This is a genomic window from Bacillus sp. AFS029533, assembly GCF_002585125.1.
Lineage (GTDB): Bacteria > Bacillota > Bacilli > Bacillales > Bacillaceae_G > Gottfriedia > Gottfriedia luciferensis_B.
This window is the reverse complement of record NZ_NUQC01000004.1, coordinates 30,523-44,024: the sequence shown is the minus strand read 5'-3', so window position 1 is coordinate 44,024 and position 13,502 is coordinate 30,523. Positions and strand designations below refer to the sequence as shown.

Genomic DNA, 13,502 nt, shown 5'->3' with positions numbered 1-13,502 from the left:
TTCCTGTTGTTATTGTTTTACATAAGTATTTTATATGAATGGATTTGGGGGAATTTGTGAATTGTCATTCTACAAATTTTATAGATTTACATTTTTTGGATTAAATTAGTAATCCTTTTCAGCTTTTTCTCTTGCGATTCTATCTCTACTCGCAAGTTAAGAACATAAAAAAAGATCTCTCAATTTTTTGAGAGATCTTTCTACATTCTAATCCGATCTATTTTTTAATTTCCTGGACAAATTTCCAAGTTTGCCCTTTATTCTTTGATTGATAAAGTTCGCTACTATTCCCGTTATAATCCCCATCTGAACCTTGACCAACCAACATGCTTAAAACTCCGCCCATCATAAATGGCATACTTGGTGTGTCAAAAGGTTTTATAGCCTGTCCATTGTTCAACTTTACTTCATGAGATGTATAGTTTACTTTTTTGAAAGTTTTGCCCCCATCGTCTGTGCGGTATAAGGTTCCTTCATTACCGGATGGATTAACTGCTCCTAAAAATCCGAGTTTGTCATCCAAAAAAACGATGCCCGAAGCGCCACCAACTGTTCCGCTGTATGGGTCATTATTAATAATAGTCCATACATTTCCACCATCAGTGGTTTTGCTTAATGAATAAAATGTGCTTCCTAATGCTTTATCTGCAACATTTAGTTTATAACCAACTTCTTTCGATAGAAAAAACTGTTCCTTTGTATTAGTTTGCTCGTCTTTCTTCTCATCTGAAGTAGGTTGTTTTGGGGTAGTAGATGGTTTGCTCCATTTTGGATTACCTATTAAGTTATACCTAGCAGGTGTAATCTCTTTTTCCATCCCAGGGATAAATAAGGATACTGTATAGCCAATGATTTCATTACTTGCTGTTTCCGGACTATATTCTTTTCCATCCTTATCGATATTGATGATTCCATTTGTATTGTATCCCCAATTTCTTTTACCGTAATAGATCAATCCATACTGACTTTCATTCCATTTGCTAACTGCTTTTTTAATTGGAATCACATTAGCGGTTTCAATTAAAGGATCTAACAGTTTGTCATCATTATAATTAGGAGCGGCATAACCGTGTAAATATACGGTAATATTTTCTGACTTATTTTTATCATAAGTTATTAGAAAGCTTTCTTCTTTTCCATTGTCATTCTTCCCATAAACAAATGTATCAAAGGATGTAATTAATCCATCTGAATTAAATTTAAGGGAAAAATTATTTTCCATATATAATTTCTTGGGTAATGTATGTTTATTATTAATATCTTCAAAAATACCTTCTACGCCATATTGATAGATATTGTTATGCTCAAATTTAATTGATCTTTGATTTTTTAGTCGTTCTATATACCACGCAAGTTTACCGCCAAAATTAGTCGCACTTTTATATATGTTCGCTCCGTAAAATAATGTAATAGCAACAAACAAGACAATAGAAATAAATTTCCATACTTTTAAGTCTGATAGTTTATTCGGTTTACGCTCGCTGCCTTTTATAACTCTTATTATGGTAAATAAAATGACCAATATTAATAGGGCTATGCTTACTAATAAAATAGGTAGATTTTTATCAATACTTCCATACTTGCATATTGAAGCTAACTTTAGTCCAAAAACCCAGTATCCAATTAAGAAAATCGGATTTGTTAATAATGTTATAAGTGTTCTTTTTACTTTTCCCCTCAATCTATAAATCCCCCCTAATTGAATTTGTCGTTCTATTCATCCATTCTAAGTATACTTTGTTTTCCTGGATTTCTGCATGACTCGTGATTTACCTCCTTGTCTCCTTCAATAAAAAAGCACCCCTATTTGAACAGGAGTGCTAGATCTTAATTATTTGATCTTAAGAAATTAAACTATTTTGTTTAGGTATTCGAATCATCGCCTTAAATAAATCACCGTCAACTTGAATTGAAAACTGCCCTTTTTGAATTTCAATTAGACTTTTCGCTATTGAAAGACCTAAACCGCTACCTTGGCTATTTCTCGATTCATCGCCTCTTTTGAATCGTTCCATTAGTTCATCAGCCGAAATATTTAATTCATAAGCAGAAATGTTTTTGAAAGTTAGAAGTATATCATTCCCCATATCTTCTATATCAATATATACTCTTGATCCTCTGAGTGCATATTTAAATATATTAGATAATAGATTCTCTATAGATCTCCATAATAGTTTTCCATCCGCTGTAACAAAGAGTTTATTTTTGGGATGATTTATTTTAAATGTTAAATCTAGAGCTTCTACTTTTGCATTAACTTCACCCAAGCCTTGGGTTAATAACGATAAAATATCTATACGCTCAAGATGAACAGGAATTGTTCCACTAGACGCTTTGGCTGCTTCAAATAAATCATCAGTTAATAGCTTTAATCTTTGCGATTTTTGATCCAAAACTCCTACATATTCTTGTATTTTAATAGGGTCCTTTTCCTTTTTTAATAAGTCAACATACGTAATAATTGACGTCAATGGTGTTCTAATATCATGTGATACATTCGTGATAAGCTCAGTTTTCATCCTCTCACTCTTTAGTTCACGATTAACGGCTGTTTTCAAACCATCTGTAATGGTATTTATATTATTAGCAAGACTTGCAAACTCACCTTTCCCATCTACCTCTATATGGTGATTGAAATCGCCTGCTTTTATTTGCTCGATGCCTTCTTTAATTGCATTGAATTTTTTTACTTGTTTATATGCAAACCACGCAGCAAAGCCGATCGTGATTGGGAATATAAAAAATGTTAACGCAATTAAGATTGGATAGCCAACTACAAGTAAAACCGTTTTAACACCAGTACTGCCACTATTATAGACATTTTTAATAAAAGTAAAAAACTTACTTAATGAAAGATAGATTAATGTATGTTTTAACAGTGTTCCGTTTTTAATCTGTTTTATGATTGATAAAATTAGCACTAGTGCCACGATCAGAAACGGAATTGTAAGGAAAAATACTAACTTATTAATGACCTCTATTGTTAGCATGTCTACTAATGCTACCCAAGAGGAAATTAGAGCCATTATCAATACAACATTAACATCATTAAATAATTTATCAATTGTGTTTAAATGAAGTTCTCGATCATTAAATGCTTTTCTACCTATAATAAGTGCTAAGTACACAAAAGATGATAAGAATCCGACTGTACATCCTATAAACAGAATAAATGCTTTCGTCGCAATTGACTTATCTTCTTTCCATTCTTTTATTTTTTGATTCAAAGCATCTTGCGTGAACGCTATAGAAACTTCCATATTTTTTTCATTTAACTGATGTAAATTTCCGGTAATCCAATTAAAACGCTTATTCTTTTCAATTGTTGCTGGATAAATTTCTGTTTTATAATTTTTATAAATTACATAGGAAGGGTTCCCTTTGAATTGGCCTTTTAAAGTGTTATTTGTAAACTCATTAACTCCATCAGTGGCATAATATAATAGATCTTTCTTTTCTCCTAAAATTTGCATTAAACCTTGATATCTTTTTAAATCATCCGTTACCATCTGATTCTTTGCTTGATTAATTTCTTTTGTATAAGCCTTTTTAAAGTTTTCAAAGTTTTCTTCTTCACTTAAACTTGGATTATATATTTTTGACCTCTCCGTAAAGTCGGGATATAAAGATTCTTCAATTGATCTCATATCCTCTGTGCTAATTGCTCCACCCTTTGAAATATTCTCTTCACTTTTATACTCAACTACTAACTGAGTCAGGCTAGTAATAATTGGTTTAACTTCTTGCATATAGGATTTGCTGAGAAAGTAATTATCTTCAAAGACTATTCCAAAATCATCGTCGGTTAAAGCCTCTATATTTGCAATCGATTTTAATATACCTGAAAAGAAAAGAACAACAAGCGTAAATACAATTATTTTTGTAGTTAACGAATGACTATATTTTCTCGACCTTATATCCAACTCCCCACACCACCTTCAAATATTTTGGTTCTTTAGGATTTATTTCGATTTTCTCTCTAATTTTTCGTATATGGACTGATACAGTATTTTCGGGATTAAAAGCCGTTTCGTTCCATACTCTTTCATAAATTTCTTCAATTGAAAATACCCTACCAGCATTTTCAGTCAAGAGCTTTACAATTTTATACTGAACTGGAGTAAGATGAACAACTTCCCCATCAATTGTAATGATTTTACTTTCATCATCGACTGCTAGCCCTCCACTACGATATAAACTATTCTTTGTTTCAAGACTACCTAAGCTTGTATATCTCCGCAGTTGTGATTTAACTCGTGCGATGAGCTCTAAAGGATTGAATGGCTTTGTTATGTAATCATCTGCTCCTAAATTTAAGCCTAAAATTTTATCAGAATCCTCGGACTTCGCAGACAGCATAATGACAGGTACTCCATAACTTTCTCTGATCTTCATCGTAGTCCGAATCCCATCTAGCTTAGGCATCATAATATCCATAATAATGAGATGGATTTCCTGATTTTCGATGATTTCCAGAGCCTCTACTCCATTAAAGGCTTTGAACATGCTGTAACCTTCATTTTCTAAATAAATACAAATAGCCTCTACAATTGACTGATCATCATCGCAAACTAATATGTTCATGTATTTCTCTCCTATTTCCCTTTTTCAAAATTTTATCACCTCTTTATTTTTCATGTAAGAAGATGATATCAGTAAAATCTTAATAACCTCTCTATGTAAATCTTAAGATTTTCTTATGATTATAAAAAATCAATAATGGCTCTCATATATAAAATCAATTAAAATCCTCTTATTTTCCATAAGAGGTACGCATTTTTCACTCATTATTTTAACTAATTTATGGTAACCACATTGTTAGAGTTATAATAAAAGATTTTTATCTTTTTACAAAAAATTAAAACTATTCCAAATTTAATTATGCTATTGTGGAAATAGGCAAATTAAATGATTACAGATTATAGATCTAAGTCATACGGTCTATGTTTTGTGAATAGATAAGAAGTTGATCTTATGATTTTTTGCCCATATCATATTTTCGTTTGTAAAAAAAAGCAAAACTACAAAAAACACTTAAGGAGGTGCTTAAAAGGCTATTTAGGATTACATAGACCGGTAGCAAGATAATTTACGTAAATCCAACTTTAAACAGTATTTTTTTTTGCTTAATTTCAAAAAGGTCGTTATTTTTTCACCTTTTGTATTGTACATATTGCATTGCAGAAACTAGGGTACACAAAGAATCTTCAACCAGAATCTCATCATTTGAACCAACGAATAATTTGTTTTTTACTTCTCTTTAACCATGGGCAATTAATGCTCTTACTACTCCATTCATTCAATAAATCAATTTTAAAACTTATTAGGAGGTTTTTGTTATATGTTAGAAAGTCGATCTGAACAAAAGATTAGATTATCTAAAAAAATTAAAGGAAATCTTAAGAGAAATACAGCGCTTCTTGTTTGTACTAGTTTAGTCTTTTTAGGTGGTACGTTTGGGAATTTATTTAATAAACCCGCACAGGCTGCTGTGGGAACCCATGTTGTGATCAGCGAAATTTATGGTGGTGGAGGTAATAGCGGTTCTTCCTATAAAAATGATTATATTGAACTTTATAATCCGACAAATTCAAGTGTTAGCTTATCTGGATGGTCTATTCAATATGCCTCTTCTACTGGTGCATTCAGTAACATTACAAATTTATCAGGAAGCATTGGAGCACATCAATATATATTAATTAAAGAAGCAAGCGGCGGTGGCGGAACGATTGACCTTCCAACTGCGGATGTTACAGGTACAATCAACTTAAGCGCAAGCAGCGGAAAAGTTGCATTAGCTAAAGCTACGACTGCGGTATCAGGTTCAGCTGATTCAAATGTCGTGGATTTTGTTGGTTTCGGCTCTGCAAATGATTCAGAAACTACACCAGTAGGTACTCTTTCTGCTACAACAAGTGTAGAACGTAAGGACAACAATGGTGGAACTGCCCAAGGCCAAGGGAATGGTTGGGACACGAATAATAATGCTAATGACTTTGTGAATACGAGCAGTATAGTTCCTCAAAATTCGTCTTCCACAGCAGAACCTTCAACAGAAACACAAACGGGCACTGATAATGATCATATTGGATTAGGAAACCCAAGTGGCGCAACAAGTAATACATCTAATTCTAATAATTATCTAATGGTTAAATCTCAGTATGATCTATCTTACAACAATAGCAAACACGAGCCTAACTGGGTTAGCTGGCATGTAGGTTCATCTGATCTTGGAAGTGCCGCTCGTCAGGATGATTTCCGTGCTGATACAACATTGCCATCAGGCTGGTATCAAGTTACTGCTAGTGAATTTTCAGGAAGCGGATTTGATCGAGGTCATATGTGTCCATCAGCTGACCGAACATCTACTGTTGCTAACAATTCAGCAACTTTTCTAATGAGCAATATGATTCCACAAGCTCCAAACAACAACGAAGTTACTTGGGCAAATTTAGAAGAGTATAGTCGTTCACTTGTAACTGCTGGAAATGAATTATATGTAGTATCTGGTGGCTATGGATCAGGAGGCACTGGGTCTAATGGATATAAGACTACTGTTGGGAATGGCGTTGTGGTACCAGCAAAAACATGGAAAGTGATCGTTGTATTACCTAATGGAAATAATGATTTAAGTCGAGTTACAGCTTCTACGAGAGTAATTGCTGTAGTCCTACCAAATGATCAAACCACTTCTAGCCATCCTTGGAGTTACTATAGGGTAAGTGTAGATTCTATTGAGTCTTTGACTGGTTATGATTTCCTATCTTCAGTGCCTGCAAACGTTCAAAGTGCCATTGAAGCTAGCGTTGACAATGGTCCTACAAATTAAGTCTAGAGAATCGTTTCTTCACCTCTGATAGGAAATTAGCCTATATACATAGAAAAGGGAATGTGATCCAACTTTTTGTGGCACATTCCCTTTTCTATTTTACTGCTTATACCGTTAAATAACGTTGAGATTTATTAATTTTATCTTGCATCCTTGACATCTCATCATTTAAATATGACAAGATCAAATGTTGATTTAACAACATTCTTGCGTCTTTTTACAGAAGATTAATTTTAATAATTTCCTTATTATTTATGATACGGCTCATTCCTATTAATTCTAAATGAACGATAAATTTGCTCAACTAAAACCAACTTCATTAATTGATGTGGAAAAGTCATTTTTGAAAATGACAATGTATCATCCGCTCTTTTCATCACCGCATCACTTAGACCTAATGACCCACCAATCACAAATGCTACTTTGCTGTTTCCATATGTGGCAAGTTGATCTATTTTTTTTGCTAGTGATTCAGATGTATGTTCCTTCCCCTTAATAGCTAGTGCAATTACATAAGCATCTTCTGCTATTTTACTTAAAATTCTTTCGCCTTCTTTTTCCTTTACGATTAGCATGTCTGCATCACTTAAATTCTCTGGTGCCTTCTCATCTGGGACTTCGATAATATCCATTTTTGCGTAACTAGATAATCGTTTTATGTATTCATCGATCCCCATCTTTAAATACTTCTCTTTTAACTTTCCAACACTGATAATTGAGATATTCACACTATATCCTCACTTTACGAACAAGTTATACACAAAAGTTATCCACATACCCACAATTTCTATCCACATTTAGTGGGGGAATCTATGTTCGATACAATATATATGGCATCATTTTGACAATATTCACAGGTTGTGGATATATTATGCGTTTTTTCGACTTTATTCAACAGGGGTGTTTCACTATACTTATCCACAAAATCGTCAAGAGCCCATTCTATGTGCTCATCACAGCTTAAAATTATTTTTTCCACTTATACACAGCTCCTTTTTTTAGCACAAAAAAAAGAGGAGAAAGTAAACTCTCCCCTTAAGTATGCGCTTTGTTTTATACATACACTATATCTGTTGGTTTTTGAGGGTCCGTATCATGAATTTCAAATTGCATCCCAACTTCAAACCCTTTTCCCTCTAATGTTTGAGTAACAGACATTCTGGCAAGCTCTTTCATATTATTATCTTGGCTTAAATGAGCAAGATAAATACGTTTTGTTTTGTCCCCAATTACATCTGACATTGCTAGTGCAGCATCCTCATTTGATACGTGACCAACATCGCTTAAAATACGGCGCTTAATGCTCCATGGATATCTACCCATGCGTAACATTTCGACATCATGGTTACTTTCAAAAATATACATATCTGCGTTAGAAATGATCCCTTTCATTCGGTCACTTACATAGCCTGTATCCGTAATTGTAACAAATTTTTTCTCATTATGATGAAATACGTAAAACATTGGTTCAGCAGCATCATGTGATACACCAAATGATTCAACTTCAATATCCCCAAACTGAATCGTTGTTTCCATGTTAAAAATGAACTTTTGCTCTGTTGGAATGTCTCCAATTAAATGGTTCATTGCTTTCCATGTTTTTTCGTTCGCGTAAATTGGGATTTGATATCTTCTGGCAAGAACTCCAAGTCCTTTAATATGATCACTATGCTCATGCGTGACTAGAATGCCGGAAACTTCTTTTATATCCCTGTTGATTTCTTTAAATAAAGACTCCATCGCTTTACCGCTTAGTCCTGTATCAACTAAAAGCTTAGTTTTCTCCGTCCCAACGTATAACGCATTTCCGGTACTTCCACTTGCAAGTACACTAAAATGCAGACTCATCGCTATTCACTCCATTGTTCTTTATCTATCTTAATTATTTGTCCCTCAATAGCATTTACAAAGTAATCCTGCTTTTCATTGACAACGATATGCCATGCTGGTGCTATGAATTTAACTCCATTCGATAACGGGATTACTGTATAATAGCCAAAATCAACTTTTGTAATTCGATCACTCGGTTTTAATTCATCTTTAACGAATAAATTTTCAATGGCTTTAATTGCTGGTAAAGCTTCTTGGACATTCTTTTTATCGATCATTTCTTTTAAGTTTTCTAAATATCTTTGGCGATACCCATAAATCTCATTATTATCGTTATACTTTATTTCAACTACTGAGCTTTCGATATTATAAATTACGCGATCTTTATAGGTTTGACAGAAGTATATCGTTTTTGACGTTGGATCTATTTGACAATAATGATAGTTACCACCATTCCAAACATACTCCTTCACGAAGTTCTCTAAGAAGAGTATTTTATTTGTCTCTGCAATTGGAACTGGTTTTTTTAATTGACTTTGTAATACATCTTTATAGATTTGTATATTCTGTCCTTTTCGATCAGCAAAATTTTTCTTCGAGAAATCCTTACTATTACCTGATATATAAGATTCCTTTAAAGAATTTTTAGGTAATGTCACATATGTGATATCATTTTCCTTTAATTGGTCCTCAATACTCGATTCCGCCATCGTATCAAACTGATCACTACTTCGCTTTTGATAATATTGAATCGCTAAAAATAAATCTAATACTAAGAAAGTTAAAATAAATATTGTTTTGATTCTACTCCAATCCAACAATATTCACCCCAGTTCTACTTAGCATATCTTGATCAATCTTCTTATAGGTATCATCATAATTTATGATCCAAACAGGTTTTAACAGGATTGCTCTGTTATAGTACGGTTGATTGATTGTTGATTTATCTTCATCAAATATCGTCTCGTACCCTAAGCTAATATCCTTTATAAGGGATTTATTAATAGACTTATTATTAGATATGATGTCCATAATTTGTGAACCTGACATTAACTCCATTTCACTATCCTTCTTGTCCACCTGGATTCTAAATTTATACAATGGACGCTTAAAGGTTTCTATATCGTCTACTCCCCAACTCGTCGTAATTGTTGAATTATTATACACAGGTAAATTATTTACAAAAAGTCTAAATGAAACTTCATTATTCTCAGGTTTAACACCAGACAAAATATATCCATCAGTCCAGCCACCATGAGCATTAATAAAATCAACACTTCTTTGGACTAATAAATTAGGACTTTGATTATTATTGTTTTCAGGTGTTGTCGGGTTAACAAATGAAATCGCTCGATTTAATGGTGAAACTGACATTAGTCTAGTACCATCTGTGAATGTATCTCCTGAATCGGTACTTTCTTTTCGGACATTTGATGGATCACTAAATATAGCATCTTTTAATTTATCAACATCAATATCCGTTGTAAGATACTCCATCGTAGTTAGTTTGATTGGTTTTTTAGGTAAATAAATTATTTTACCTGAATCTAACTTATATCTTAAGCTTTCAGTAAAGCTTTCGTAATTGTCTCGAATCTTTTCAACAGAAGCAATAATTGAAGAGTTATCAAAGGTTGCTCCATAGAGAATACTTTGTGCTTCATTTGAAAAATAAATCCTTGCTGAAGAATCCTGTTTAGTAGATAAATTGATGATGATTCGGTCAAATAAAACATTTTGTAATCGTTTTGCATCTAGATTAAGAACTTTACCTAATGTCTCTACTGGCACTACAGTTGGAAAAATAATTTCTAATTTATTTTTTCCTTTTGTAATTGACTGGTAGGCAACTTCAGATGTTTTATTTGTCAGGTTTTCAAAATTCGTGATTTCGGATTTCTGCAATGATCTATAAATTGGTGATATATTCCCCTGTTTAGTTGTTTCATAATTCTTATTTGATTCATGAACAACTAATAAATTCGGAATTACTATGTCCTTAAAGTCTCTTTTTGCACCAATCGAAACTTTTTGGACATAGTCTTGATTTTGAAGTACATCGTATGTTGGTTGATATGACCATAAGCTATATGAAAGAACTAAGCTTACGATAACAAGAGTAGTTAATACAACTGATTTTATATGTTCTCTTCTCATTCCCACTCATCCTCTTGGTCATCAGCCACTGGAAGTGTGAAATAGACTGTTGTACCCTTTCCTTCTTCACTTTTAGCCCATATATGACCATCGTGCGCATAAATCATTTCTTTTGCCAAAGCAAGCCCTAGTCCAGAGCCCCCAACTTGTCTCGATCTAGCTTTATCTACTCGATAGAAACGATCAAATATCTTTGATAGATTTTCTTTTGGAATTCCCATACCTTCGTCAGTTATACTAACTAATATTTGATCTCTAGACTCTTTAATACGATAAGTTACAGTCCCACCTTCTGGTGAATACTTTAATGCATTTGAAATAATATTATCTAACACTTGTGTAATTCTATCTTCATCTATAAATACAAATCTTGTCTTACTTATAAACTCACGTTTGAACGATACTTCTTGAGACTTACTCATTTCATGTCGATCAATTATCCGATTAAATAATTCCGTGAAGTTAACCCAATCTTTCATTAAACGATATTCAGTACTATCTAACTTAGATAATTGTAATAAGTCATTTACTAATCGAATCATTCGTTCTGTTTCATCTTGAGTTACTTGTAAAAACTTAGGTGCAATTTCTTTATTCTCCCAAGCTCCATCTGACAATGCTTCTAAATAGCTTCTCATCGTTGTTAACGGTGTTCTTAATTCATGTGACACATTGGAAACAAAATCTCTTCGTTCTTGCTCTATTTTTTCTTGTTCAGTTACATCATAAAGTACAGCGATTAGACCATTAACTTTACCGGATTCTTTTTGAATAGTTGAAAGACTCGCTCGGATAATCATTGGTCTCTTATTATTACTATAATCTAACATGATTGAATCTGGCTCATCGTATAAATCATCTAAAGTATTAATCTTTTCGATTCCCAATACTTCTAAGATTGATTTATTTAATACTGTTTCACGTGAAACATTAAGCATCGTTTCAGCTGGATCGTTTAAGAGAATAATTTTCCCTCTACGATCAGTTGCGATAACCCCATCTGACATATGCTCTAGTACTGATTGAAGCTTTCTTCTTTCTCCATCCGTCGAAGCTCTGGCTTGCTGTAAATTACGAGATAGATTATTAAATGATATCGTTAATTCACCAATCTCATCTTCACTATAGGCCTTTAATTTGCGAGAGAAGTTTCCTTTCGCCATTTCTTGGGCCTGTCTTCTTATTTCAGAGATTGGCTTTGTAATTGCTTTAGCCAATAGTATCCCTAATATGGATGTAATCGCTACTGCTATAAGTGTACCAGTTGAAAAAATACGGTTAATTAATTCCATTCTTTCATAAGTACTTTCCATCGAAGCACTCGTGTAAATGGCTGAAACAATTTCGTCACCTTCCATTACTGGGGTAACAATTGTTTTCATTCGATGACCATTTTTAGGATCAATTAATACTTTCTCAGTTCTAGTGCCTACTAATAGAGCTCTCTTTACTAAAATATCAGTAGTCCTTTTACCAACAATAGACCGATTACTAGAATCTGAAGTTGCAATGACTTCACTATTTTGGTTAATAACTCTTACGTCTGATATTCCGATATTCTTTCCAAAGTCGGAAACTATTTTTTGGATATTAGCTTTTACTTCTGGGTCATCAAGAGTTTTCTTTTTTTCATACTCTATTTTTATATTATAAGCCAGTAGCTTAGCACGTTCGTTTATCGCAACTGTAAAACTGTTTACGAGTTGCTTTTCAAGCTCTCTTGAAAAATAAACGCTAATAATTTGCATAGCTACTAAGATGAGTAAAATATAAACAAGTACAAATTTAAATACAATTGATTTAAATAAACCAACTTTATTATAAGCTGCCATTAATCTTGCTCCGGATCACGCAGGTAATATCCTACTCCTCTTCTAGTTACAATGAAAAGTGGATAACTTGGATTGTCCTCAATTTTTTCACGAAGTCTTCGAATTGTTACATCGACAGTTCGTACATCTCCAAAATAATCATAACCCCAAACAGTTTGAAGTAAATGTTCTCTCGTCATAACCTGTCCAATATGCTTCGCTAAGTAATATAGTAATTCAAATTCGCGGTGAGTTAATTCAATCTTCTCGCCACGTTTAGTTACGATATAAGCATTTGGATTGATAACAAGCGAGCCAATAATAACTTCAACTGACTCCTCTTTTTCAGATGGAGCTCCTGTTTGGTGTCTACGTAAATTTGCTTTTACTCTGGCAAGCAACTCGCGTGTGCTAAATGGTTTTGTTACGTAGTCATCTGCTCCCATTTCTAAACCTAGTACTTTATCTAATTCTGAGTCCTTTGCTGTAATCATAATGATCGGCATTTCATGGTTCTTTCTTATTTCTCTACAAACTTCTAAACCATCTCTAATTGGTAACATAATATCTAATAAAACTAGGTCAGGAAGAAACTCATCTACTTTTTGTAATGCTTCCTCTCCATCATACGCGCAAACAATTTCAAAACCTTCTTTTTCTAAATTAAACTTCAATATATCAGCAATTGGTTTTTCATCATCGACTATTAATATTTTTTTATTCATTCCCCGCACTCCTTTTCTAGTCAGTTTTTGCTACCATCAATTCTATACATATCTTTTGCAATTTAATATTAAATTAGGCAACAAATAAACTTATCATAGCAATTTCGTTTTGTGGACTATCTCTCTAAATATAATACGACTACCATCTTA

General features: G+C 33.1%; 11 protein-coding genes. 1 reads left to right on the top strand and 10 read right to left on the bottom strand.

The window, feature by feature from the left end:
• Window positions 1-217: 217 nt before the first annotated feature.
• The 3 genes from COE53_RS01890 to COE53_RS01880 form a co-directional block, all read right to left on the bottom strand.
• The gene (locus COE53_RS01890) at window positions 218-1,705 is read right to left on the bottom strand and encodes a WD40/YVTN/BNR-like repeat-containing protein (RefSeq protein ID WP_069033651.1); all 1,488 of its coding nucleotides are present in this window, start codon (window positions 1,703-1,705) and stop codon (window positions 218-220) included.
• A gap of 136 nt (window positions 1,706-1,841) precedes the next feature.
• Complete coding sequence (locus tag COE53_RS01885; protein ID WP_069033650.1) at window positions 1,842-3,923, bottom strand: HAMP domain-containing sensor histidine kinase; 2,082 nt, start codon at window positions 3,921-3,923, stop codon at window positions 1,842-1,844.
• Complete coding sequence (locus COE53_RS01880) at window positions 3,898-4,584, bottom strand: response regulator transcription factor (protein WP_069033649.1); 687 nt, start codon at window positions 4,582-4,584, stop codon at window positions 3,898-3,900. The genes COE53_RS01885 and COE53_RS01880 overlap by 26 nt, the downstream gene beginning before the upstream one ends.
• Before the next feature lie 757 nt (window positions 4,585-5,341).
• Here COE53_RS01880 and COE53_RS01875 point away from each other — a divergent pair.
• Window positions 5,342-6,829, top strand: coding sequence for a DNA/RNA non-specific endonuclease (locus tag COE53_RS01875; RefSeq protein ID WP_084006860.1), 1,488 nt, complete (start codon window positions 5,342-5,344; stop codon window positions 6,827-6,829).
• Window positions 6,830-7,077: 248 nt separating this feature from the next.
• Here COE53_RS01875 and rlmH read toward each other — a convergent pair whose 3' ends face one another.
• The 7 genes from rlmH to yycF form a co-directional block, all read right to left on the bottom strand.
• Window positions 7,078-7,557 carry a 23S rRNA (pseudouridine(1915)-N(3))-methyltransferase RlmH gene (rlmH, locus tag COE53_RS01870; RefSeq protein WP_069033648.1) on the bottom strand — a complete coding sequence of 160 codons (480 nt, stop codon included), beginning with the start codon at window positions 7,555-7,557 and terminating at the stop codon, window positions 7,078-7,080.
• A 59-nt stretch (window positions 7,558-7,616) separates the two neighbouring features.
• Window positions 7,617-7,808 (bottom strand): CxxH/CxxC protein, encoded by a 192-nt coding sequence (locus tag COE53_RS01865; RefSeq protein ID WP_387325021.1) that lies wholly within the window; start codon window positions 7,806-7,808, stop codon window positions 7,617-7,619.
• A gap of 74 nt (window positions 7,809-7,882) precedes the next feature.
• Complete coding sequence (locus tag COE53_RS01860) at window positions 7,883-8,677, bottom strand: MBL fold metallo-hydrolase (RefSeq protein ID WP_069033647.1); 795 nt, start codon at window positions 8,675-8,677, stop codon at window positions 7,883-7,885.
• 2 nt (window positions 8,678-8,679) lie between these two features.
• Window positions 8,680-9,477: a two-component system regulatory protein YycI gene (locus COE53_RS01855; protein WP_069033646.1), complete on the bottom strand. Its 798-nt coding sequence runs from the start codon at window positions 9,475-9,477 to the stop codon at window positions 8,680-8,682.
• Window positions 9,464-10,816, bottom strand: a complete 1,353-nt coding sequence (locus tag COE53_RS01850; protein WP_025569161.1) for a YycH family regulatory protein — start codon at window positions 10,814-10,816, stop codon at window positions 9,464-9,466. Before COE53_RS01850 ends, COE53_RS01855 begins: the two co-directional genes overlap by 14 nt.
• A complete protein-coding gene (walK, locus tag COE53_RS01845) occupies window positions 10,813-12,648 on the bottom strand; it encodes a cell wall metabolism sensor histidine kinase WalK (protein WP_029715380.1) in 1,836 nt (611 codons plus the stop codon). The genes COE53_RS01850 and walK overlap by 4 nt, the downstream gene beginning before the upstream one ends.
• On the bottom strand, window positions 12,648-13,352 hold the full coding sequence (gene yycF, locus COE53_RS01840; RefSeq protein ID WP_025569158.1) for a response regulator YycF: 705 nt from the start codon (window positions 13,350-13,352) through the stop codon (window positions 12,648-12,650). The genes walK and yycF overlap by 1 nt, the downstream gene beginning before the upstream one ends.
• Between the last annotated feature and the right edge of the window lie 150 nt (window positions 13,353-13,502).